The organism is Algoriphagus sp. AGSA1 (assembly GCF_021390545.1).
In the GTDB taxonomy this organism is placed as follows: domain Bacteria; phylum Bacteroidota; class Bacteroidia; order Cytophagales; family Cyclobacteriaceae; genus Algoriphagus.
The window spans coordinates 68491-93994 of the sequence record NZ_JAJUWR010000026.1 but is presented as its reverse complement, the minus strand read 5'-3'; the positions used below and the strand labels follow the sequence as shown (position 1 = coordinate 93994).

General features: G+C 41.4%; 18 protein-coding genes, 1 tRNA gene and 1 CRISPR repeat array. Of the genes, 4 read left to right on the top strand and 15 right to left on the bottom strand.

Annotated features, from left to right (window positions below; genetic code table 11):
* Positions 1 to 105 precede the first annotated feature (105 nt).
* A CRISPR array of direct repeats spans positions 106 to 2483; the repeat unit is 30 nt; unit sequence AAATCAGTACTTTACTAGTGAAATCACAGC.
* A gap of 132 nt (positions 2484 to 2615) precedes the next feature.
* The 12 genes from cas2 to LZF95_RS19150 form a co-directional block, all read right to left on the bottom strand.
* Positions 2616 to 2963, bottom strand: a complete 348-nt coding sequence (gene cas2, locus LZF95_RS19205; RefSeq protein ID WP_233756653.1) for a CRISPR-associated endonuclease Cas2 — start codon at positions 2961 to 2963, stop codon at positions 2616 to 2618.
* Positions 2956 to 3852, bottom strand: coding sequence for a type II CRISPR-associated endonuclease Cas1 (gene cas1, locus LZF95_RS19200; protein WP_233756652.1), 897 nt, complete (start codon positions 3850 to 3852; stop codon positions 2956 to 2958). The genes cas2 and cas1 overlap by 8 nt, the downstream gene beginning before the upstream one ends.
* 66 nt (positions 3853 to 3918) lie before the next feature.
* Positions 3919 to 4509 carry a transposase gene (locus tag LZF95_RS19195; RefSeq protein ID WP_233756650.1) on the bottom strand — a complete coding sequence of 197 codons (591 nt, stop codon included), beginning with the start codon at positions 4507 to 4509 and terminating at the stop codon, positions 3919 to 3921.
* A gap of 130 nt (positions 4510 to 4639) precedes the next feature.
* Positions 4640 to 8767 (bottom strand): type II CRISPR RNA-guided endonuclease Cas9, encoded by a 4128-nt coding sequence (gene cas9, locus LZF95_RS19190; protein WP_233756648.1) that lies wholly within the window; start codon positions 8765 to 8767, stop codon positions 4640 to 4642.
* 104 nt (positions 8768 to 8871) lie between these two features.
* Positions 8872 to 9369, bottom strand: coding sequence for an HIRAN domain-containing protein (locus LZF95_RS19185; protein WP_233756646.1), 498 nt, complete (start codon positions 9367 to 9369; stop codon positions 8872 to 8874).
* 168 nt (positions 9370 to 9537) lie between these two features.
* Positions 9538 to 11220: an AMP-binding protein gene (locus tag LZF95_RS19180; protein ID WP_233756645.1), complete on the bottom strand. Its 1683-nt coding sequence runs from the start codon at positions 11218 to 11220 to the stop codon at positions 9538 to 9540.
* A 74-nt stretch (positions 11221 to 11294) separates the two neighbouring features.
* Positions 11295 to 12452, bottom strand: coding sequence for an acyl-CoA dehydrogenase family protein (locus tag LZF95_RS19175; protein ID WP_233756644.1), 1158 nt, complete (start codon positions 12450 to 12452; stop codon positions 11295 to 11297).
* A 258-nt stretch (positions 12453 to 12710) separates the two neighbouring features.
* Positions 12711 to 13295, bottom strand: a complete 585-nt coding sequence (locus LZF95_RS19170; protein WP_233756643.1) for a T9SS type A sorting domain-containing protein — start codon at positions 13293 to 13295, stop codon at positions 12711 to 12713.
* Between the two features lie 390 nt (positions 13296 to 13685).
* Positions 13686 to 14201 (bottom strand): thioesterase family protein, encoded by a 516-nt coding sequence (locus LZF95_RS19165; protein WP_233756642.1) that lies wholly within the window; start codon positions 14199 to 14201, stop codon positions 13686 to 13688.
* A gap of 2 nt (positions 14202 to 14203) precedes the next feature.
* Complete coding sequence (gene pncA, locus LZF95_RS19160) at positions 14204 to 14839, bottom strand: bifunctional nicotinamidase/pyrazinamidase (RefSeq protein WP_233756641.1); 636 nt, start codon at positions 14837 to 14839, stop codon at positions 14204 to 14206.
* Positions 14817 to 16313, bottom strand: a complete 1497-nt coding sequence (locus LZF95_RS19155; protein ID WP_233756640.1) for a nicotinate phosphoribosyltransferase — start codon at positions 16311 to 16313, stop codon at positions 14817 to 14819. The genes pncA and LZF95_RS19155 overlap by 23 nt, the downstream gene beginning before the upstream one ends.
* Positions 16314 to 16369: 56 nt before the next feature.
* A complete protein-coding gene (locus tag LZF95_RS19150) occupies positions 16370 to 17182 on the bottom strand; it encodes a DMT family transporter (RefSeq protein WP_233756654.1) in 813 nt (270 codons plus the stop codon).
* Positions 17183 to 17324: 142 nt separating this feature from the next.
* Here LZF95_RS19150 and LZF95_RS19145 point away from each other — a divergent pair, with 142 nt between their 5' ends.
* Positions 17325 to 17774 carry a peroxiredoxin gene (locus LZF95_RS19145; protein WP_233756639.1) on the top strand — a complete coding sequence of 150 codons (450 nt, stop codon included), beginning with the start codon at positions 17325 to 17327 and terminating at the stop codon, positions 17772 to 17774.
* 179 nt (positions 17775 to 17953) lie between these two features.
* Here the strand turns inward: LZF95_RS19145 and LZF95_RS19140 are convergent, their stop codons facing one another.
* The gene (locus LZF95_RS19140; RefSeq protein ID WP_233756638.1) at positions 17954 to 18604 is read right to left on the bottom strand and encodes an ABC transporter ATP-binding protein; all 651 of its coding nucleotides are present in this window, start codon (positions 18602 to 18604) and stop codon (positions 17954 to 17956) included.
* A gap of 141 nt (positions 18605 to 18745) precedes the next feature.
* Between LZF95_RS19140 and sucC the strand changes: the two genes are divergently transcribed.
* Both sucC and LZF95_RS19130 read left to right on the top strand, forming a co-directional pair.
* The gene (gene sucC, locus LZF95_RS19135; protein WP_233756637.1) at positions 18746 to 19960 is read left to right on the top strand and encodes an ADP-forming succinate--CoA ligase subunit beta; all 1215 of its coding nucleotides are present in this window, start codon (positions 18746 to 18748) and stop codon (positions 19958 to 19960) included.
* Between the two features lie 39 nt (positions 19961 to 19999).
* Positions 20000 to 20073, top strand: a tRNA-Arg gene (locus tag LZF95_RS19130).
* A 157-nt stretch (positions 20074 to 20230) separates the two neighbouring features.
* Here LZF95_RS19130 and LZF95_RS19125 read toward each other — a convergent pair.
* Together LZF95_RS19125 and LZF95_RS19120 are read right to left on the bottom strand one after the other, a co-directional pair.
* Positions 20231 to 21088 carry a nucleotidyl transferase AbiEii/AbiGii toxin family protein gene (locus tag LZF95_RS19125; RefSeq protein ID WP_233756636.1) on the bottom strand — a complete coding sequence of 286 codons (858 nt, stop codon included), beginning with the start codon at positions 21086 to 21088 and terminating at the stop codon, positions 20231 to 20233.
* Entirely contained in the window at positions 21085 to 21492 is a 408-nt protein-coding gene (locus tag LZF95_RS19120) for a hypothetical protein (protein ID WP_233756635.1), read from the bottom strand. The genes LZF95_RS19125 and LZF95_RS19120 overlap by 4 nt, the downstream gene beginning before the upstream one ends.
* A gap of 508 nt (positions 21493 to 22000) precedes the next feature.
* On the opposite strand from LZF95_RS19120, the gene LZF95_RS19115 reads away from it, so the two are divergent.
* On the top strand, positions 22001 to 25504 hold the full coding sequence (locus LZF95_RS19115; RefSeq protein ID WP_233756634.1) for a PVC-type heme-binding CxxCH protein: 3504 nt from the start codon (positions 22001 to 22003) through the stop codon (positions 25502 to 25504).

Below are 25504 nucleotides of genomic sequence, written 5' to 3'. Positions count from 1 at the left end.
GCCAACGGCACGATCGGTAGTGTAAAGGTATCTGATTGGCGAACTGCTTTCAAATCGACCAACGGGAGATTCATGAACACCTTTGAAAATCATAAACAAGTGAATAAATCAGTACTTTACTAGTGAAATCACAGCGCATCTGGAAATTACCATTCAAACCGGTTGTTGTGAATTGCTTTCAAATCAGTACTTTACTAGTGAAATCACAGCTGATGTCAATCCCGGCCTTTAGCTTGCCTCGTTGTGAATTGCTTTCAAATCAGTACTTTACTAGTGAAATCACAGCCTTATCCTCAACTCTTTCTCCTCCTCATTGTTGTGAATTGCTTTCAAATCAGTACTTTACTAGTGAAATCACAGCCTAAGTTTGGCGCCCTGTCGAAGCTCTCAGTTGTGAATTGCTTTCAAATCAGTACTTTACTAGTGAAATCACAGCCACCCAGCTGGAGACATGGCTTGGCGAAACGTTGTGAATTGCTTTCAAATCAGTACTTTACTAGTGAAATCACAGCCAGCTTCATTTTTAAGAAAAGTGCCTATATGTTGTGAATTGCTTTCAAATCAGTACTTTACTAGTGAAATCACAGCTATGTTTAGTTAAGTCCAGGAGACAGGTAGTTGTGAATTGCTTTCAAATCAGTACTTTACTAGTGAAATCACAGCTCAAAGAAAGCACGGTCATTGTGATCCGAAGTTGTGAATTGCTTTCAAATCTGTACTTTACTAGTGAAATCACAGCAGCTGCAAATCAGTTGACATTCTTCATGTAGTTGTGAATTGCTTTCAAATCAGTACTTTACTAGTGAAATCACAGCTTGCTGAACACTATTTCGTTTGGCGCATCGTTGTGAATTGCTTTCAAATCAGTACTTTACTAGTGAAATCACAGCTTTTCTTGTATATTTTCTATTCGCCAACCCGTTGTGAATTGCTTTCAAATCAGTACTTTACTAGTGAAATCACAGCAGCTTATAGGCTTGCTTGTCATACTTAGGGGTTGTGAATTGCTTTCAAATCAGTACTTTACTAGTGAAATCACAGCTTGTTGAAATCAGGGTATTTGTCCCCGGTTGTTGTGAATTGCTTTCAAATCAGTACTTTACTAGTGAAATCACAGCCAACGTGGCCCAGGTAAACGTGGCCTCCCGTTGTGAATTGCTTTCAAATCAGTACTTTACTAGTGAAATCACAGCGAATGAGGCTTCTGGCCAAGCTGATCACTTGTTGTGAATTGCTTTCAAATCAGTACTTTACTAGTGAAATCACAGCACCCGGTATTTGTTCTTCACCTGAGGCATGGTTGTGAATTGCTTTCAAATCAGTACTTTACTAGTGAAATCACAGCGGGTACAAGGCACATGCAAACACTGCCGGGGTTGTGAATTGCTTTCAAATCAGTACTTTACTAGTGAAATCACAGCAAAAGCCTTGTGAGGCTAAAAGACGACAAGGTTGTGAATTGCTTTCAAATCAGTACTTTACTAGTGAAATCACAGCTGCAGGTAATCGACAACAAACATTTTAATAGTTGTGAATTGCTTTCAAATCAGTACTTTACTAGTGAAATCACAGCTCCTCTGTCTTGGCAATAACGGTCAGATCAGTTGTGAATTGCTTTCAAATCAGTACTTTACTAGTGAAATCACAGCAAAGAATCCACCCCAGTAAATCAGGGCTAGGTTGTGAATTGCTTTCAAATCAGTACTTTACTAGTGAAATCACAGCCCGGGGAGGCTGATTCTATCCGGACAAACAGTTGTGAATTGCTTTCAAATCAGTACTTTACTAGTGAAATCACAGCCCCGTAATTGATTTCAATGCTCTTGGTTGGTTGTGAATTGCTTTCAAATCAGTACTTTACTAGTGAAATCACAGCGATATAGATGATTGTGGTATTATCTATATAGTTGTGAATTGCTTTCAAATCAGTACTTTACTAGTGAAATCACAGCGAAGCATTTCGAACAAATCAAGCTTGTTAGGTTGTGAATTGCTTTCAAATCAGTACTTTACTAGTGAAATCACAGCAAGGTTTAGCTGGGTTACTGACGAACGGTGGTTGTGAATTGCTTTCAAATCAGTACTTTACTAGTGAAATCACAGCTTAAAAAATGATCCATACCATATCCCCTTAGTTGTGAATTGCTTTCAAATCAGTACTTTACTAGTGAAATCACAGCTAGCCTTTCTTTCTTCACGATCTTTATCCTGTTGTGAATTGCTTTCAAATCAGTACTTTACTAGTGAAATCACAGCTGATTTTGAGAATGCAGGAAATGAAATGTAGTTGTGAATTGCTTTCAAATCAGTACTTTACTAGTGAAATCACAGCTTTACGTGACACTGTTTATGTAACTGAATTGTTGTGAATTGCTTTCAAATCAGTACTTTACTAGTGAAATCACAGCATTGCCGCTCCTAATAGCTTAAATCCATTGTTGTGAATTGCTTTCAAATCAGTACTTTACTAGTGAAATCACAGCATACCCCACGTTAAGTGGCTGGTATGCTGTTTTTTATGAGCAAAATTAGAAAATAAAAAAATAAAGGGTTTTGTGGTAAAAAGGGAAAGACCTGACAGGTTTTGAAAACCTGTCAGGTCTGCGACCATGAACTTAAAACAATTCCAACTGCTGGGATGGGGGCTCGGTTTCTTGGGGCTTGGTACCATAAAAAAGCTCCATCATCCCAAACTGCTTGTCGGTGATAGACATAATCCCTACTTTTCCTTTTGGAGGCAGGTTCTTCTTCGTTCGCTTGATATGTACCTCGGCATTTTCCCGGCTGGCGCAAAAGCGCATGTAGATCGAAAACTGAAACATTCCAAATCCATCATCCAGCAGTTTTTTCCGGAAAGAAGTCGCGATTTTTCTATCCTTGCGGGTTTCAGTGGGTAGGTCAAAGAAAACTAAGACCCACAAACTCCTGTATTGGTTAAGACGTGAGAAATATTTTTCATCCATACTCGGGGTATATGATTTTCCTACTGATCCCAGCAAAGCACTCGAACAGTGAGGAGGTCGTTCTGGATGCCGCTACCATCAGGGGGCTCTTTTGACCATCAATCCTCACATCCAATGCGGGGATATTGAGCAATTCTTTTTTCAGATCCGTATTGAGCTCCGCATATTCATCTTGGTTTTCCACTATGTAAGACACCACCAAATCCACATAAGGACGATAAGGCTCCATGATGTCATCTGCCAGGCAATAGGCATTGTATTTATTCCTATGCCAAATCCCCACTCCCGGCAACATCCCCGAAGAAACCAAGCACCTTGCAATAACCGCTCTTAAAATGGCGTAACCGTAATTGAGCAAGTTATTGGGAGGGATGCCTGCCTGCCCCCTATTGAAATCAGGTATATCAAACAAACTCTGCCAATAAATAGCAGCAGCCTGTGCCTCATGGTTTCCCGTATCTCCTGAACTTACATTCTTGTAGAGGTATTCCATTCTTTTGGATTCCTTCCCTTTTTCCAACAGCAAGGCATGTTGGTTTTTGATTTTGGCAGCGACAGTCTGTTGCCAGAGGTTTTTCTTTAGCGGTTGGGAAGCCTCCAGCTGATACCTCACCCGCTCCGTCTGCTCCGTATGCCCTTGCATGGGAAGCAATAAGCCTTCGGGAAGATGTTGGGCATTGCAACTGACAACCGCCACTTTTCGAACTGTCAGTTTGGCAAGCAGCCCATTTGTAATGGTGATCTGTTGGTTTTCCAATACGATCATCCCCAGATCTTCTATGGGAACTGTCCGGTCAGGCTTGTCCATCTCAGGAAAAGAGATATGCAGCTGCTCATTCTTGGTACTGAGGTAAGCTGGGTTGCCGAAGAAGAGGGTGCGTTTGATCATAGGTTTTTAAGTTGTTTTTAAACGTGACAGGTTTTGAAAACCTGTTACGTTTAATTGCCATATTCTCTATTCCAAATTTTTATTCATCAACCATTCTTTTTTTACTTCCATCATATCCTCCACATGCTCCCAACCATCAAAGAAATTATTGAAATAAGTTCTATCTAGATTTGAAGGTTTTTCAGGATTCTGGTAAGCATGCCAACTTGACCATTTCCAATCAATATGATTTTTGACAAAGCCATGTTTGACCGGATTGAGGTGTATATACAAGAATGCTTCCTGCCATTGATTTTCGCTGAGGATAGGGGTTCTTTTGAACGCGCGAATAAATAAATTTCCTTTCCTTTCAAATCTCTTATTGATTGCCTTAGTGTAGGAATTGAAGAAATCTGTAAACCCTTTTATAGCCGGATTTCTGGATGGATGCTTGATCAGACCTGTCAGGTTTTGAAAACCTGACAGGTCTGATCCCTGCTTCACCCCTACCAACAAATGGAAATGATTAGGCATTAGACAATAGGCATGGGTATCTACAACTTCTCCTAAATACTTGACATATTGCCGAAGGAAGAACCTATAGTTCTCTTCTTCTCGGAATATATTCTCAGTTCCGTTGGCATGGTTGTAGATATGGTACGATTGACCTAGTTCCATTCTTCTATGTTATTTTAGTAGAGACCTTTTCCAAAGTTTCTGAACTTTGGAAAAGGTAAAAAAGGTGCCCACAACTGCCCCATGATGGGATTGGAATTGATCCATATTATGCATCTTTATTTGTTTCATTTCAAAACTTGTATTTCACTTCTCCGTCAAGGCTTAAATCAAAATCTTTATCTTCAATTATGAAATTATAATTGGATGGTGTCAATAATAATTTTGGTGCAATAAAATCTGGACTAATAGACGAAAAACCATCTTTTCCTTTTGTACCAAATGAATCTTTTGGAAAATCAATTAATAACTGCTGGTCATCCCTAGCTTCCAAATGATGTTGAAATTGAATCTTACTTTGATTGGCATCTGCAAGTTTTTTTAGAAAATAAAGTCTTTGGGAAATCTCAGGTTTACCTAAATTTTTCAATTCTAGTTTATCTGTAAAGTAGATTAAGACCCTCTGCCCCACTTGAAAAACATGATAAAGATTTACCTCCTCTTGCTTTTTACCCGACCCTAAGACTAAAGTTCTTTCAAATAAATCTTCTAGTTTACAGCTGCCATTCAGTTTCCCTACTTTTGATGCTTCCAATAAGTTAATTGGGATTATTTTTCTGAGTTCTCTCCCTTTGTAATACCCAAAAGCATAATTATCGCCTGAATTTGTATAGTAATTGTTTTTGTATTCATACTTAGATTTATATGTCTGTTCTTTGAGTTCTGTTACTTTATCTGCATCTAAGAAACCTCTTCCAGCTTTGACCCTAACTCTGATTCTTCGAATTATCTTCCCGTTGAAATCCTTCAATTCGTTTAGAGAAACTCCATTTGACAATTGGTTTTGAAGGTGTTTCTCCAAATAGGGATCGATGATTAAATCATTTCCTATTTTCAAATCAGTAATAGGCTTTCTTCCCACAATCCACATTTCATCTTTCCCATTTATTTTATTGTATAAAAATTTACCTTGATCATCTCTTTGTGGTGCTCCGTTTTTATCTCTTTTTACAGCCTTGATTTTGCCATAGAAAGTATCTAGGTGCAATTGTCCCCTAACCGAATCTCCTTGCATAACCTTAGGAATCTTATCATTATTTTTATCAAGAATTAAATTTCCTTCTTTATCCCTTAACCATACTACCCTACCTCTTTTCCTTACTAATTTCTTTCCCGAGGCAAAAGCCTGATCTTTATTAGGAATGTTATTAATAAGAATCATGTCCTTTATTTCTTCCAACATTTTATGATTAAATCCATCAAATGGAACAATTGGATAATCCTTCTTTTGATTACTTTCTAAATCCTCAAAGTATTTTTTCAATATTGCTTCCCGCTCTGCTGCTTTTGGAATCAGTGTCAATACAGCAGCATCAATTGCATGATGGTGGTGCTTCCTTCTATCTTTGATTTCATCCTTTGGTTGTATTCCATAGATCTTTCTGAATAGGGAAGTAACAGTACCCTTTTGCACATCTACCCTATTAAATACAGTCTTTAGGTAATGAAATGCATATTTTGAAATGATCTGGCTATCTATTAACTGACTATTTTTAAACCCAGTAGATATATCCGTCCTTGTGAATCGGTCCAACTTATTTTTCCAATAATCATACTCCATTTGAAGCATGTGTCTTTTGCGAATGGCATCATCCTTTTGAGTCTTATCCATAGCACCTTTAGACCTTGATTTTGCAGCCTCAATCAACTTGTATATAGAATCAACTCTTTTCTCCCAAATTATCAACTGTGGTCTGATAGCATACCCTTCAGTTGTGTCACTTTCATAATTAGGTAATTCCACAGGTAGAAAGTTCTTCTTCACATTTCTGTTATAATGGGCATAACACACGGTCAAATTGGCAAGAGAATTATCAAAGGACTTGCTTCTTGGTATGGTATGCTCAAAATCAATTACATTTTCATCAAAAAGCGTTGTGAATGGAATCAATTTTCCAGTATATATGCATTTACAGTCTTGTTCCTTCCATAACCGATATTTTTTCACATCATCCTTGGTGGTAAATACTTCCTTCCAAAATTCATTAGAGTCAGCTGACTGCTCTGTCCACAACCTCAATTTATCCTTGTCTGTATGGTTATTTGGATCTACATTTCCTTTGAAATCAGGATCTTTCAATAATTGTGAAATAGCAAAGGCGATTTCTCGGTTTTCATTTTCTCTGTTTCTTTGGTATGTTTCAATAGCCCATCGTTTATTGGCATCATTAAGCTCTCTTGCAATCTCTACTACAATTCTTGTGTCTTCATCTATTTCACCCTTTTCTATCAAATGGTTCATTACACGCCTTAATTCAAAAAGGGTCTTATAGGCCATCGGATTCTTAAAGGCTCCTGTTTTTGGATTGGGTAAATAGATATTTTCATCCTTAGAGCGTTTTGCTGGTGGATAAATATCTATTTGAGAAGGATGATAAAGTTTGGTAACTTGCTTACTTTCAACATGAAATTCATCCACAAGCACATCTTTTATTTGGTCAAGCAAATGCGGTAATCCAAAATGTTTCCTGTCTTTGGAATTGAAAAAGCTCTGATAATATTCTTTAACCTTGTCAAGGTAATAGTCTTTTTCTAGTTCTTTTTTCCAAGCTTCTGTTCCAAAATGTCCCGAAATGGCTTTTTCAATATCTTTAATATCATCTTGGTCAATGGAATATGCAGGGTTTCGGTATCCCTGCTTATAATCAGATAAATGATAATCAGAAATAAGTTTATTGGTAATAGCTATAACTTTCTTTTCTTTCCTATTTTCTTCTATTGCCGATTTGATTCTTTCCTTAATAAAAACTTGGTGCTGATCAAACATCTTTTTACCTATAACATCGGGGATTTTAGCAAGTAAGACAGCCTCTGTATAAATCAGTCCATCTCTCAAAAAAGGAAGAATGCTGTTGATGGCCTTCAAACTTAATGAAGCATAACCGACTGGAAAGGAGTTCCAAAGCTTTTTGAGTTCATCGACTTGACTTTCATTTAGATCGAAATTAGCAACAAAAAACTCTTCAAGAATCTCTTCATCTTCATAGGTAAATAGAATATGCCAAACATCTTCGATTGAATAAGTTATAACCTTTGGTTTACCATATTTTATTATATTTTTTGAAACTGAAATGTTCATCCAATTTTCTCCAAATATAGACCTCAGTCTAGCTGAAACAGGACATGCAGGCACAGTAGCTTCATCCTTATAATTAAGCTTCCACTTTTTATTTGTAATTTTTTGTAGATGTTTGTTGATTTGGGAAAATTTAAAATCATTTTTCCCTTTTGGAAAAAACTTATCTTCAAAGAGTGTGAGTTTTAGCTCCAAAGGCAAGCTTTCCATTTTTCCAGATTCATCATCATAGTATTTAATATTATTTAAAAAACTCCATGCTCTAAACTCTTCAAATGCAGGGTGACTGATTGCACATCTCGGCTTTTGTGGCTCCAAAGTACATTTGCCAACCAGTCCCTTTTGAGACCTTAGAGGCCTTTGAAAAAATATAGCCTTTTTAATTGATTCTTTGAACCCCTCAACATCCAAACCCTGAACCTGACATATCAAATCCACTTCTTTTTCATAGTCTGAACGCAATGTGTACCTGTTTCTAATCCTAATTCCTGAATCTTCAAGAAAAGCAAAAGCTGCTCCCAAAGAATTATGATCTATTATGAGTTGTTCATATTCATTTCTCCCAATAGTTTTAGTTTCTGTACTTCCATTAAAAATCGCAACTTTTTCGCTGGCACCACTTTTTCGGCTACTCTTAAATCCTCTTCTTTGAGCTATATGGAACAAGGCTCTCCCAACCTTATATCGATTAACATTATAAGATAAATTCAGCTTTAAATTGATTAATTCCCTTCTCAATTGATAGGGACTAGAATAATCTGGCTTTCCATCCTTATCAAAATCCAGCTTAATCCAAGACTGAAATGATTCATCTTCAACAGGATATTTTCGTCCAGCATCTTTTGAATAATGTTTCCATAGATTCAATTTATCTATGCTAAGGGGACAATAATCATTTTTTATTAAGAACTCCAAAGTAGCCCATTTCCTATACCTTCTTGCATTATATAACCTTCTTGAAGACCGATTTGAAGTTCTCTCAGCAGCATATGAATACTCACCTGCCTTACCTTCTCCAACCCCTTTTTTAAAGGTATATACCCCATACCAAGAAAGTTCACGACCTTCTCTTAAGGCAGCACCAATCGAATTTGTACCTAAATCAATTCCAAAAATTTTTTCCATATTAATTATATTTATATATTTACACTTGAAAGACAATTCACAACAAGGCTATAAGCCGAAGATATTCTTTGCCCTGCATACTTCTGTAGGGCTTTTTCTTCCCCCTACCTCCTATACCAATCTCCCACCTCATCCGCGGCAGTGTCACTGAGTTTGGCACCGTTGCCGGAGCCTGAGGTGATCAGCTCTGCCCATACGCCTATTCCCACTTCCTGAAGTGAATGCTTAGCCGTAACCATCCCGCTTAGTCGGACCCCGGCATCCAGCAGATTGGCCAGGACAATATTTTCGTATGCAGGCAAGTATCCCAGAAAATGCCCCTGCCAAATCACCCCCACTGCAAAGCGGTCATACTCATGCTCGGGAAATCTTGCGAAACTTACTCCATCACCTACGTTGAGTTCGTCTAGGTATTTCCCCAACTCGTAATACTGGACACCACGCAGGTAGTTATCATAGATCTTGACGGGTTGGGATATAATCCCAGATACCAAGTCAGGCTTTGGCGCCATCCTGGGCAGGATCAGTGATATCCCGCCAAGCCCCATTGTTTTCAAAAAGTCTTTGCGTCCCAAAGGACCGAGTGTAGCTGGCTTCTTCATTGCACAGAGGGATTGCGTTTATTGCTCTCCAGTACACCCGGTTCTGCACTTACCCGGATCCAACTGGAGGTAACTATCTAGTTGTTTGCAATATACCAGTCCCTGGAAACAAAAAAATACCCTGTACAGGGTATTTTTTTGTCAATTTCACAGCTTTGACAGCATTTGTCAGGCTTTCACCTTCTCCAAATGAGCTTCCTTGATCTTTCTCCTCAGGATCTTCCCTACATTGGATTTTGGGAGTTCATCGGTGAAATGCACTTCCTTAGGGCATTTGTAATTGGTAAGTGACTCGTGACAATGGGCTATGATCTGCTCTTGGGTGATGGCTTTGTCCTTAGTCACCACATAAGCCACTACCCTCTCGGTGGAGCGCTCATCCGGAACACCGATTACCCCTACTTCCAATACTCCCGGATAAGATGCGATTATATCCTCCACTTCGTTAGGGTAAACGTTGAAGCCGGAAACCAAAATCATCTCTTTCTTTCTATCCACTATTTTGGTGAAGCCGTCATCGTCCATTACGCCTATATCCCCGCTTTTAAACCATTCGCCAAGCATTACTTCTGCCGTTTCTTTTGGTTTATTCCAATAGCCCTTCATCACCTGAGGCCCTTTGATACATATTTCACCTCGTTTTCCCGTCGGCAGGGTATTCCCTTCATCATCTATTACTTTGAACTCCGTATTGGGAAGTGGTATTCCGATCGTGCCGTTTCTTTCCGTTCCGTCGATGGGGTTGCAAGAGGCCACAGGAGAGGTTTCGGTAAGACCATAGCCTTCGGCCAAAGGGGTGCCCGTGACCGCCATCCATCTTTCGGCGGTAGCTTTTTGCACCGCCATCCCCCCTCCTACGGAGATTTTCAATCCACTAAAATCCAGATTTCTAAATGATTCCTGGTTTAGTAAACCATTGAACAAGGTATTGACTCCTGTAAATACAGTGAATTTGTGTTTGTTCAGGTCTTTGCAAAAGGCCGGCATATCCCGGGGGTTAGTAATAAGCAGGTTATGTGCCCCGATTTTCAACATTGCCAGACAGTTTACCGTCAAAGCAAAAATATGGTATAAGGGCAATGCCGTGATGACCAATTCCTCGCTCTCTTTCAGTTTTGGTTTCATCCAAGCGGAGATCTGCTGCATGTTTGCCACAATATTTCCGTGAGTCAGTTCTGCGCCCTTGGATACACCTGTAGTGCCCCCGGTATATTGGAGAAAAGCTGTATCATCTAAGGTGAGCTCAACAGGTTTGAATTTAAAATTTGCTCCTTGGGATAGGGCAGATTTGAAGGACACTGTTTTAGGAATCGAATATGCCGGAACCATCTTCTTCACATACTTCACTACCAGATTGACCACAGATCCCTTAAGCCCTCCCAGCAAATCACCCAATTCGGATATAATGATATGCTTTGCCGGAATCTCCGATAGGATTTTCTCCAGGTTGTAAGCAAAGTTGGCCAGGATAACGATCACCTCTGCCCCAGAATCCTTGAACTGGTGCTTCATCTCGGAGGAAGTATAAAGAGGGTTGGTATTGACCACGATCATACCTGCCCGCAGAGCCCCAAACATCGCCACAGGGTATTGAAGGGTATTAGGCATCTGAATTGCCACACGGGTTCCTTTTTTCAATCGTAAAACCTGTGTCAGATAGGCGGCAAAATCCTCACTTAGGCTATTGAGCTTATTAAACGACATGGTTTTTCCCATGCATTCATAGGCAACCGCATCGCCATATTTTCTCACACTTTCATCAAATAGCTCAGCGACACTGGAATAGGCTGTACAATCTACTTCCTTAGGCACAGAATCAGGATAGTGCTTTAACCATGGAAAATCCTTCATAGACAAGTTATTGTTGGGTGTGTTTATTTTTATTGAATTAATCAAAAACTTAGCTCAGGTCAAAAGGTTTTTTCCTATTTCAGGATTTTTCTTGCGATCAGTTCCTTCATAATCTCATTGGTCCCCGCATATATACGCTGCACTCTGGCATCCGCATACGCCCTGGCCACACCGTAATCCCACATATAACCGTACCCGCCATGCAGTTGCACGCATTCGTCAGCTACTTTACACTGTAATTCGGTCATATTGTATTTGGCTGCTGAGGCCGTGGAAGAGTCCAACTTACCGTCGTTATGAAGCTGCACGAGATAGTCACAGTAAATCCGCCCCTGTTCCAAAGCCGCACACATCTCCGCTAATTTGAACCGGGTATTTTGAAAATCCGACAAGGGCTGATTGAAAGCTCTTCGCTCCTTCACGTACCGGATCGTCTCCTGCAGCATATACTCACCCAGTGCCACCGCTGCCAGAGCAACAACCAAGCGCTCTTGGGCAAGCTCTGTCATCAGGTATTTGAACCCTTCCCCCTCTGCGCCAAGCAGGTTTTCTTTGGGGACTTTCACATCCTCAAAAAACAACTCACAGGTATCCTGGGCATGCAAGCCCACTTTATCAAACGGAAACCCTTTGGTGTATCCCTTCATACTGTTATCCATCAGTAGCAGGCTTATCCCCTTTGCCCCTTTTTGAGGATCTGTTTTCACAGCCACCACCACCACATCAGAGAGGTAGCCATTTGTAATGAAAGTCTTGCTTCCATTGACCAGGTAGTAATCCCCTTGGTCAGTGGCGCTTGTCCTAATCCCCTGCAAATCACTGCCCGCGCCGGGTTCCGTCATCGCCACGGCTCCTATGTATTCTCCGGCAATCATCTTCGGGATGTATTTTTCCAAGGCATTTTCTGTCCCATAATGCAAGATATAGGGCATCACTATATCACTGTGAAGTGGATATCCTATGGCGGGTGCCGAACAGCCGCTCAGGCCTAGCTCTTCTATAAAAATGGCATTGTAGCGAAAATCCTGAATATTCAGTCCCCCAAACCGCTCTGGTGCCTGGATCCCCAAAAAGCCATTTTTCCCAAGTTTTAGCCAGCTTTCCCGTGACACCATCTTGTTTTTCTCCCACTGCAAGTTGTATGGGGTAATTTCCTTGGCAATAAAATCTCGTACACTTACTCTGAAAAGGTCGTGTTCTTCGTTGAAAAGAGTCCGGGGTAGTCCAAACATGATAATTACATTTAAGGGTTTAATTCAATCAAAAATAGGGATTTTTACTGCCCGTATCGAGCTCGCGACCGAAATGTCCATTTCTTTCTTAGTTATAAATTTCGAAAAAAGTCAAGTCCCCCCATGTATCCAGTTCTTATCATTCAGCGATTTACATTTTTTAAAAGTGTAATCCTTCTCTGGGCACTTTGGTCTATTGTAACTAAAAAACCCCAAATCTTTCGATTCAGGGCTTTAGGCAATAGATAGGTTTAGAGTTCAGAAATAAATTTGCTTGGTTCTTCCTTTAATGTCTGTTACTTCAAAATAAACATCCTGAGGCCCCACGCCATTTAGTTTATAGTTCTTTTTAAAACCTTCTGGCTGATCCACGGTTTCCTGATGCACCAGTTTGTTATCGGCTACTTTTCTGATTTTGACTTCCACCCCAGGTTCTTCCAATCCTAAAACCAGTAAGTTTATGGTGTTTCTGTCTATTTGCTTTCCATAAGCCATCAATGGAAGTACGGCCGGCATCGGCTCTTCTTTATCTACTGTTTCTACTGTATAGGTCACCTCCTCTTCGTCGGTGGCAATTCTGACTTCATACTCCCCGCATGGCAGGGCATTCATGTCATAAGGAACCAGTACAGACTCGTTGGCTTTTACCCTGCGCTGGTGAAGTTTCTTGCCGTTCATGTCATAGATGGAGATTTTTGCTTTACCTACTCCTTCATTAAGATGGACAGAGATTTTTTTGTAAGTTGTGTTTACACGTGAATTTGCCTTTAAATCATCAAATTCATTTGCGAAAGTGCCGGTTGCCATAAGTGCCGCTGCTGCGAACGTGAATAAAGTTTTCATAATGATGTTGGTTTAGAGTTGTGCTTACCCTAATTGCCAAGCACGTACCAACTGCCCCGGTCAGGATAATATGCACCTCTCAAAGGGCAAGCATCATTTGGAAATGTTAACATTCACGCCAAACTATATTTGGAATTTTATCCACTGATGGTCAAAAAGTTGTCAAGAAACCGTGCGGTTTGACTTAAAGTTGTAATGACGCCGAACAGTTTCATCCACTTTCCCACAAACACCGGGTTGCATCAGGTTGGATAAATTAATGAAAATTAATTTTTCAATAATTTATAACCCATTGATATCAAGTAGTTTAAAAACATAAAACCTGTACGCTTCTGTACAGGTTTTGTTCGCTGAGATACATAGGGCATGCTGAAAAACGCCATTAATTAATCATTTTTTTTTCAGTTCAAGGGACAGGGACTTGACTCTATCTTTAATCTCAATTGCTGAAATATCCAAGTTCATGGAGGTAGCCGTCAGGAATTCGCTTACGGCCCCGGTATGATCGGTGGATTTACCCTCCGCCAGCGTGACGTAGCGCATAGTAGTCCATAGCAGCGTTTTTAATTGGCTTTCATTATCATCTGTCATGTAATACTCCAACAGCACCGTATTGTGATTGTGCCATACAATCCGGCTCTTGATACGGACCCACTCCCCTACATTTGCCGGCTTCACATAAGATATATTGTGGTTGTATATGACCCAGGCTGCCTGGTATTTTCTGATAAAATCCATCATTTCTACTCCATAAAGCTTGGGAACCTGATCTTCCCGCGCATTGAAGAAGTAGTCGAAGTATTTAGCGTTGTTCAGATGCCTAAGTGGGTCGCAATCCTGAAATCTGATCAGCACCCTGCTTTCTGTTTCCTTCGGATAATTTTTATCCGGGTTATATTCAAACATATCTATTCTATTATAGCCGTACTTTCCACTAGTATTACTCCTCCTCTTACCATCTCATCCAGCGCTTTTTTACCATCCTGAGGACCAAGGTTCACCGCACGGGTAGCATCAGTGACCAAGTAAGTTTTGAATCCCAAACTAACAGCGTCCTGCGCAGTAAACTTTACGCAATAGTCCTGGGCCAAGCCAGTCACATATACATCCATGATTCCTTCGCGTTGAAGAAAATCTCCAAGTCCGGTATCTTCCCTCCTCGCATTGTCAAAAAATCCTGAATACGAATCAACAACTGGGTTCTTTCCTTTCTGAAATATAGCCTTCCATTTCATGGGATTCAAATCCTCATGAAACTCTGCTCCTTCCGATCCCTGAACGCAGTGTACCGGCCAGAGAATCTGGGACAATCCATCCAGTTCAATTACCTCTCCTGGGCTTTTCCCCTTATGATTGGCCGCAAAACTTCCATGATCTGCCGGGTGAAAATCCTGGGTGGCGACTATAAAATCAAACTTTTCCTGCAAAGCATTGATCACAGGTATGACTTCGTCACCCTTCTCCACTGCCAAAGCGCCACCGGGCAGGAAGTCATTTTGCACATCCACTATCAGGAGCACACTATTTTTCAGATTCATTGCCATTGTGGGATGGTTTTGATTTGAGTACTAAATCCATTCTTAGATTATGTAGATTCTCCTCCAGTCCGATGGGGTACAAATGAGGATTCACCAGTCTTTTATGTGTTTTATCCAGACTATTGAGCTGGGTTTGCACTCTATCTCTGATCTCTTCTATGGTGGGTAACTTATAGATTAGCTTTCCTTTTTTAAAGATGGGTTTTAGCAAAATCTCCTCTTGATAATATGCAGGCATCATACGTTTCCTTCTGGTGGGGTCGTTTGGGTCAATGATCAAGGCTGCCTGCGGATTCAGCTCCTGATCTTCCAGATAGATCATATCCGCTACAGCCTTGCCTTTTGAAAAATATCGCTTGATCGTATGAAGCCCCGGAATATTGATCTTCATTGACTGTTGGGAAAGTTTCAGCTTAGGAATCCATTCACCCTTTTCATTGCGGATAGCAGAAAGCTTGTAAACCCCACCCAGTGCAGGCTGATCAAATGCGGTCACTAATTTGGTTCCCACTCCCCACACATTGATAGATGCCTCTTGTCCTTTTAAGGAAGTGATGATATGTTCATCCAGGTCATTTGAAGCTACTATCTTGGCCTCCGGGAATCCGGCGTCGTCCAGCATCTCCCTGGCAATATTACTGAAATAGGCCAAGTCACCGGAATCTATCCTTATGCCTATCATTTCCTTGCCTTTGCTACGCAAAGCCTCACCTATTTTAATGGCATTTTTGATTCCATTGACGGTATCATAGGTATCTACAAGAAAAACAGATTGGTCTGGAAAAGCATCCGCATAAGCTTCAAAGGCTTCGATCTCTGTCTCAAAAGACATAATCCAGCTGTGGGCATGTGTACCGGAAACAGGTATTCCAAAGAGTTTTCCGGCCATGACATTGCTTGTAGAGGTACTCCCGCCTATATAAGCAGCCCTAGATGCAGCAAGCCCTCCATCTATCCCTTGGGCACGGCGCAGACCAAACTCAAGGATCGGCTCTCCCTTGGCCGCAAGAGCGATCCGGGCGGCCTTCGTGGCGATCAGACTTTGAAAGTTTATAATGTTCAGCAAAGGTGTCTCCAGCAATTGGCACTGAATCAACGGGCCTTTTACCCTCACCAGAGGCGTGTTGGGGAATACTACCGTCCCTTCCTCCACAGCATCTATATCACAACTAAACTCCATATCACGGAGGTAATCCAAAAAACCCTTTTCGAAGAGAAGTTCTCCGTCCTTGCCTTTCATGGTAGCCAAGTAACTCAGATCTTCCTCTGAGAACTGGAAGTTTTTGCAGTAATCTACTACATAATCCAAACCAGCCGCAATGGTAAACCCTCCCTGAAAAGGATGTTTTCTGAAGAAAAGATTGAACACTGCCTCTTGCTCCGCTTTTCCGGACTTCCAATAGGCATAAGCCATAGTAAGCTGGTAAAAGTCGGTCAGAAGTGCCAATGAACCTTTATATAGATCTTTTGTGATTTTCATTCTGTGTAATTAGCTTGATTCAAAAATAACCTGCTTTAGATTCCTGTCCAATTCATTTAAGATACTTGCTTCACCCGCATATTCAATAAAATCCCGATCAAGACCAAGCCCATTCCCAAGTAAGCCATGGCACTGAAAGTCTCTTCGAAGAAGAAAAAACCGAACAACAAGGCATAGACAATCCCTATATAAGTCAGACTTGCCACTTTGGACACATTTGCATTCTGGTAAGCTATGGTCAGGAAATACTGCGCTGTTTGGGTGCAAATGCCTATAAAAAGCAAGATGGCCCAATCCCATCCTTGCGGATGAACCCATCCAAAGGCTGAAACGATAAGGGCAAAAGGCAGTGTTACCAAAGGGAAATAGAAGATTATGACCAAAGGGTGCTCGGTATTCTTCAGTTTACGGATGACATTATAGGCCAGGCCAGAGAATATTGCCGACAGAATTCCTACAATTGCCCAGAAGGTATCTATTCTCGCATCCACGCCCTGGATGACCACTACACCGGCAAAGGAAATGGCAAAAAACAAAAACTGAATAGGTTTCACTTTTTCCCTAAGTAGAAAAACCCCGAAAATGGTGGTGAAAACAGGGGACAAATACTGGATGGTGACCGCACTCGCAAGCGGTATATTCTGCAGTGTATAGAAGAAAGAGATCAATCCGATCGAGCCCACTATCCCGCGGATAACGAGCCATTTTTTGTTATTCCCGAAGACGTTTACTTTTTGCTTTTTCAGCACCAAATAACTGAAAATCAAAGAAAAAACAGACCTGAAAACGATAATTTCTATGGCGGGAATATGCGGAATGTACTTTACGGACACATTCATCAAGGCGAAAAATATCCCAGCCAAAAGCATGGACTGGACACTGTTGATCTTCAAAATTGCAATTATTCAGCGTGATGAATTTTAAGGAAATTATACTCGCAATAGTTCAAAAATAATTGACAAATTATCTTCACCATGCGAACCATTGGATACTACAATGGTTTTAGTACCTATGGCACTAAAAACAGGAAGTACAGCACCGGCATTTAATCTCAAATCCACAGGAGCAAAAACCATTGATTCCTCCTCAGACCTGAAGGGTAAGGCCTTCATTCTTTATTTTTACCCCAAAGACTTCACCAAAGGCTGCACGTCCGAGGCCTGCGAATTCAGGGACCAGTTTGAAGCTTTCCGTGATTTGGATATTCCTGTATTGGGGATCAGCAAAGATGGTATAGAAACCCACGAACGCTTCAAAAAGGAACATAAGCTTCCCTTTGATCTGCTTTCTGATCCTACCGGGAAGGTTTGTAAGTCGTATGATGCACTTATCCCATTAATCAAAATGCCCAAGCGGATCACCTATCTGATAGATAAAGACCATAAGGTAGCAGCAGTATTTTCGGATATGTTTGAGTCCAAAGGGCATATCCAAAGTATGCTGAAGAATCTGCGGAAGTGAGGGTGTACTGAAAGTAACAGCTGAGCTAAGGCACAATCTGTAGTACATTTTTTAACTGCAAAGTGTTTCTTAATAAAAAATCATCGTCCTTTTTAGGGCTGGGCAACTGCTTTATTTCCCACTCCCTTGCACTTCGTAAGGTCAGACTACCTTCTTCTCCTGTCTTCAAACTTCGGTCTTCAGAGAATCACCCCATCCTGCATCTCCACTTTCCTGTCCGCCATGGTAGCGAGTTCCTCATTGTGGGTGACGATGACAAAAGCCTGCCCAAGCTCCTTTCGCAGGGTGAAAAACAACTCGTGAAGTCCCTTTGCGTTATGGGTGTCCAAGTTACCGCTGGGTTCATCGGCAAAAACCACCGCAGGGCTATTGATCAATGCCCTGGCAACCGCTACCCGCTGCTGCTCTCCTCCCGAAAGTGTGGAAGGTTTATGATCCAGGCGATGTGAAATACCAAGCAATTCAGCCAATTCACCAGACTTCATTTTCAATTTATCAGGGGAAGTCTTGCGGATCAATCCGGGAATCATAATGTTTTCCTGCGCGGTAAACTCGGGCAAAAGGTTATGAAATTGAAAAATAAACCCAATTCTTTCATTCCTGAACCTGGCCATTTCTTCTCCTTTTAGTTCCAGAAGCTTCTTGCCGTCCATCTCCAAAGACCCCAAATCAGGCCGGTCCAAGGTTCCAAGAATATGAAGTAGCGTACTTTTACCCGCTCCGGAAGAACCTACTATAGAAACAATCTCAGAAGTTGAAATTTCCAGATCCACTCCCTTTAATACTTTAAGGCTTCCATAAGATTTATGGATTCCGTTGGCTTTCAGCATGCTATCGTTTTTTAATCACCCAAAAATAGAACAAATGCCTATCTCAACGGGAAATTAACGGCTTTTTTTACGGAAAAAGGAAAAAGGTCGGTTTGATTTATCGAGTCTTACGCCTTAACTTCGGGCAAAAATTTCCAGAGAATGAATATTCACGAATATCAGGCTAAAGAAGTATTAAAGGGTTACGGAGTCCGCATTCAGGAAGGTATAGTCGCCGACACACCTGAAGCAGCTCATGAAGCAGCCGTTAAGTTAAACGAGCAAACCGGTACTAGCTGGTATGTGATCAAAGCCCAGATCCACGCAGGTGGCCGTGGAAAAGGTAAAGTGAACGAAACCGGTTCTAACGGTGTAGTTCTTGCAAAAAAATTGGAAGATGTGGCCGAAAAGGCTAAAAATATCCTAGGTGGCACATTGGTTACCCATCAGACTGGTCCAGAGGGAAAAGTTGTCAATAAGGTTTTGATCGCTGAGGATGTATATTATCCAGGGGATTCTGAGCCAAAAGAATATTACCTGTCTATCCTATTGGACAGAGCTACAGGAAGCAACGTGATCATGGCCTCTACCGAAGGTGGTATGGACATCGAGGAAGTCGCGGAAAAAACCCCTGAGAAGATCATGAAAGAATGGATAGACCCTAAAGTTGGTCTTCAGCCTTTCCAAGCCAGAAAAGTAGCATTTGGATTAGGTCTTTCAGGTACAGCTTTCAAGGAAATGGTGAAATTCATCACTGCCCTTTACAAAGCTTACGAAGGCACTGACTCTTCCCAGTTTGAAATCAACCCAGTGTTGAAGACATCTGACGACAAGATCCTGGCTGTAGATGCTAAGGTAAACCTGGATGACAATGCCCTATACAGACATAAAGATCTGGCAGCGTTGAGGGATGTGGCTGAGGAAGATCCATTGGAGGTAGAAGCAGGTGAATCAGGATTGAACTATGTGAAACTTGACGGAAACGTGGGTTGTATGGTGAACGGGGCCGGTCTTGCTATGGCCACCATGGACATGATCAAACTGGTAGGTGGTGAACCGGCTAACTTTCTTGACGTAGGAGGAGGGGCAAATGCGACTACTGTAGAAGCAGGCTTCAGAATCATTCTTCAGGATCCCAATGTGAAAGCTATCTTGATCAATGTTTTCGGAGGTATCGTAAGATGCGACAGAATAGCAAGCGGTGTGGTAGAAGCGTACAAATCCATCGGAGACATCAGAGTTCCTATCATTGTAAGATTACAGGGAACCAATGCTGTAGAAGGCGCCAAAATCATAGATGAATCAGGATTGAAGGTATCTTCTGCTATAACTTTGAAAGAAGCAGCCGAAAAAGTTCAGGCTGTATTGGAATCATAAATTCTTAACGGTAACGAAGACAGCACTTCGTTGCCTTATGCGCTCGTAGTTCAACTGGATAGAATATCAGATTTCGGCTCTGAGGGTTGAGGGTTCGAATCCTTCCGAGCGCACTTAAAGGCTTAGACAGATGTTTAAGCCTTTTGTTTTTATAAGAATGTGGAGTATCGGCCTTCGTATCATCCGAAGTTGGAGAGTAAGGTGAGGTTAAAACCATAGGGACCATTTTAGCTAAATCGGTTGAAATTACTTTAAGGTAAAAAGATCAACTTATGTCTCCTTGAATTTCAAACTTTCTATGAGATCTAAAAAGTATTGCGGACTCCATATCAATATTGACGAATCATCTTGGATAAATCGTATCACATCCCCCTTAATACTATTAAAGTCCACGCTTTGTATTTTAGCTCTTATTAGTTCTAAAACCTGCTCTTTGGTAATTGATTTTTCCTGCCAATCACCTGTATCTAAAGCTCTAAGTAGAAAATGGGCAAGATCTAAAGGAACCCCCTTTTTGATATACCATTCCAGATCATACCAATCCCTCCCCTTCACTCTTTTTTGCCACTTTCTAAAAAGCAATGCATGCATTTTACCTGCAAATAAACTCGGAGGTGTAAAACATTTGACATAGAAAGAAAATGGGCGCAATAATAATTTTTCCTCGGTTTCAAAACCTAAAGGAGGTAGTCTATCAACTTCCAATTTAATCTTTATACTTGGCATCAATTTAACACCTGATTGGGGAATGATACCTTCCAATACCAACTCTTTCCACACAGTTGCAGCTTTGAGAAAGGCTGAATCTATACTTGACTCTTTCTGCTTTTTCTTTTCAGCAATCGTGACCTTCATCCCAAGTGCGTCAAATTCCGTAATGATTGCTTCAAAGTAACTATCCAGTGAAAAATCAGGATCAATATCCAACAGTGAAAAGTCAAGATCTACGGAAAATCTTTCCAGTCCATAAAAAATCCGTAAAGCCGTTTCTCCATAAAATGCGGCTTTCTCAAAAAAACCTGCACGCTGTAGTCCTGCCAAAACCACCTCCTGCATGATTTCACGTAAGGCGGAAAATGCCTCATCCTGTGATTTGGGATGATATTCGGCTAGCCACTCCTTTATCATAAATTTCGGATTGTTTTGATGAGTATCTGTAAACTATTTTGCTTTGGAGCATCCGAAATCCAGGTATATATCACATCTAGGTTCAAACCTCGGATTAAGTCTTCGTCAATTCTCATGTCTTCTGTTAAAAACTCCATTACCTGTTTGATGCTTCTCAAATTCAGCCCGCTTGTCATAGCAATTTTGTCACAAATCGCCTTTTCAGGTGAAGCAATCATCACTGCCTGCTTTGGGGTAATATCAACCGTTCTGATACCAAAAGAATAATAAGGCAACGACGAAGTGTGCTTATAGCTGAATCTGCCAAGTTTTGTCTTGAATATCTTTGAAGATCTAATTGTTATTGAAGTGGTTTCAAAGACTCGTTCAGGTATAAATCCCCAATAAGAAAGGGCTGATTCCATGGAGACATAACTTGGCCCCCACAAGTGATTTGCAATCAGTAGGGATTCAGGCAACCTCAGTTTACTTTTTGGTCCCGGAACATACAAGCCCTTTTTCAAACCAATCAGCCACCCGGCCTTTATCAATTCAGAAATTTTATCATTCGGCCTCTTATATTTCTTCAACAGAGACAGAATAACCTGCCTCGTTAGTGGTTCCTCTTGGTACCTATTTGATTATTCTAATAGCCTGATTCTGGCTTAGAGTAAAGGATTGCTCAAACACATTGCCATATCTCACAACATTCATACTTTTCACCGAAGATTTAGGAGCACCCAACTTATAGTACTGACGCATTTTTTTAGACCCTTTTATTCACCTCACGGCCATTTTTATCTGAGTTGTTTGAAAAAAACAGTGATAAACCACTATGATTTATCAAAATTCAGTCACATTTCAAGCTAAAACAGGAAGAAAAGCAACGATTTTATTTGGACTTTTAATTGATCAAAAATTATAACCCTATTTATGTTCTCAAAAACCCAACGAATAACCCGAAGAGTAAGTGGAATACTGCTCTTACTGGTGATAACCGTGCTAACGGCATGCACGGGAAACAACAAGACATTCCTCTCATCCTCAGATCCCCGAAGAATAGAAATATTGGTACTGGGTCATGACAGTGAGCATCATAATTCGGAAAAATTAATGATGTATTTGCCCACTCCCCTCTTTCAAAAGGGGATCAACCTCACCTATACTTCTGATCCTAATGATTTAAATTCAACCAAGTTGAATAATTACGATGGTATAATGATCTATGCCAATCACGATGAGATCACGCCGGAACAAGAGGAAGCCTTAAAATCTTACATTCAAGGAGGCAAAGCGCTTATTGCGCTCCATTCAGCCTCGTTTTGCTTCCGCAACTCCGAGTGGTTTGTATCTGCTGTAGGGGGACAATTCAAATCCCATGGCACCGGAGACTTCACCGCGACCATCGTGGACAAGGATTCCCCGATCATGCAAGGAATAAACGAATTTGAAACCTGGGATGAAACCTATGTTCACAGCCAACTCAATCCTGACATGCATGTGTTGATGGAACGTGTAGATGAAAACGGAAGCGAACCATATACCTGGACTAGAGAAGAAGGAAAAGGAAGGGTATTCTATACCGCATATGGACACAATGAAAAGACCTGGGAGAAGAATGATTTCCAGCAACTGGTAGCAAACGGTATCCTTTGGGCTGTTGGCGAAAAAGTCAATAAGCAATTGGCAGCTTACAACATCCCTACTCCAACATTTGAAGATGCGGATATCCCTAATTATGAAAGAAGGGATCCTGCACCAAAATATCAGCTCCCACTTTCGCCTGAAGAGTCGATGAAGCTTATCCAGAACCCGGTGGGCTTTGAATTAGAATTGTTCGCATCTGAACCTATGATTATTAATCCTATTGCATTTACATGGGATGAAAGAGGCAGATTATTCGTGATAGAAACCACCGATTACCCAAATGAAGTACGCAAAGAAGGTGGTAATGATAAAATTAAAATTCTAGAAGACACAGATGGGGATGGTAAAGCAGACAAAGTAACCGTCTTTGCGGATGGGCTCAATATCCCAACTTCGATTGTAGCGGTCAATGGGGGTATGCTGATATCTATGGCCCCGGATTTTGTTTTCCTAAAAGACACGGACGGGGATGATGTAGCTGATGTGCGCGAAACCATCATGACTGGCTGGGGCACATTTGATACGCACGCAGGACCATCTAACCTGAAATACGGTTTTGACAACAAAATTTGGGGAGTATTGGGTTATTCTGGCTTTAACAGTACAGTAAGCGGTAAGCAACATAACTTCAGCCAAGGTGTTTATCGTTTTGAGCCGGCAGGAGAAAACATGGAGTTTCTGGGACGAACCAGCAACAACACTTGGGGACTAGGATTTTCTGAGGATTTCGAAACGTTTATATCCACTGCCAATGGACAGCACTCCGTGTACCTGGCCATGGATAATAAATACGTGAAAAGAACTATTTATAAGGGCACTCCAAACACTGCTACAGGGATAGACACTCATTTTGACATGCCTCATATCACCCCATTCCTACGCCAGGTGGATTGGCATGGAAGCTACACTGCCGCAGCAGGACATAATATTTACACTGCCCGCAATTTCCCTAAGGAATACTGGAACAGAATCGGATTTGTGGCGGAACCTACCGGACGTGTGCTTCACAATAACCTCTTGCTAGAATCAGGATCAGGATTTACCGAAAAGAATGCCTTTAATATCCTTCAGAGTTCCGACGAATGGTTCAGCCCGGTTCATGCAGAAGTAGGCCCTGATGGTTCACTTTGGGTGGCTGATTGGTATAATTTCATCATACAGCACAACCCTACCCCTAGAGGCTTCGATAATGGTGAAGGCAATGCCTATATCAATCCATTGCGTGACAGTCAGCATGGTAGAATATACCGATTGACCTACAAAGGCAGGGAATCTTCCAAGAATTTTGATCTAAAAGACGCCTCCAATGGAAAATTAATAGACGCGCTGAAAAGCGATAACTTATTCTGGAGACTTACCGCACAGCGTCTGATCGTAGAAAGCCAGAACAAGGAAGTGGTAAATGACTTGTACGAGCTGATTAATTCCCAGGAAGTAGATGGCGCAGGTATCAACGGGCCAGCCATCAACGCCTTATGGACTTTGAAAGGCCTGGGCGAACTGGAAGGAAACAACACCAAAGCGCAGGAAGTAGTGGAAAAAGCTTTAAAACACCCTTCTGCGGCAGTGCGGAAAAACGCAGCCCGTGTAATTCCTAAAAACCAGGCAGCACTGGATGCAATTATGGCAGCAAATCTATTGGAAGACCCAAGTCTTCAGGTTAAAAAATTTGCGATCCTGGCAGTTTCTGAAATGCCTGCTTCTGATGAAGTTTCCAAAAAACTACTGGCTATATCCGGAGATGCTGATAATGCCGAAGATGAGTACCTGCCACAGGCGATTTTTGCCGCTGCTTTAACTCACCCCTCAGCTTTTGAAGGCAGGCCTTTACCGGAAGCAACAAATGCGGATATGGGAATCGCGGATAGAATATCCAAGAGCCTGGTGTCTGAACTGTATTCATTAAATACAAGAAACGCACTCCTTTTCCCTCCTGATCCTACCGGTAAGGAAATCACTATCCAAATGGAAGTGACTCCGGGAAGAGATGCCCTTGATGGAGTCATGGTAGCACAGGGAAACAATGTAAATGGCTATAGCCTGTATGTGTACAAGGATGCTTTGCACTTTGCTGTAGCGCAGGAAGGGGATGTGAAGATCATCAGCTCCCGCAAAAACCTTCCGTCAGAGAAATTCCAGGTAACAGCGACTCTATTGGAAGGTGGAAAAATGAGCCTTAAAATAGATGATAAAGAAGTGGCCAATGGAAAAACCAAAGGGCTTTTCACCTCTTCGTTATCTCCGGAGAATGTGCGGATAGGTCAGTTTGATTCCGGCAATAAAGTTGGAGACTACGAAGGAAACTGGAGATTCTCCGGTAGAATAGGAAATGATTCCAGTCTGGACCTAAAAAAACCTGCCACAGGGGAGGAAAATGAAGCTGTAGCTACAGCTGAAAAAACAGAAGTGGTAAAAAACGGACAAGTTACACTAACTGCGATTCCTCACGAAATGCGATTTGACAAGTCCACGTTTGTAGTACAGGCAGGCAGTAAACTGGTGGTGGATTTCAAAAATCCGGATTTCGTACAGCATAACCTGATCATAGGAGCGATAGGGTCATTTGCTAAAATCAGTGAAGAAGCCAAGAAAATGGCCCAGGACTTGACAGGAATGGACAAAAGCTTTATACCTGAGATCCCGGAAGTCCTGGCAGCAACAAATTTGGTATTCCCTAATTCAGAGGAATCAATCATCTTGACCGTGCCATCAGAAAAGGGCAACTATCCTTTTGTATGCACGCTTCCAAACCACTGGATATCTATGAATGGAATAATGAAAGTAATATAA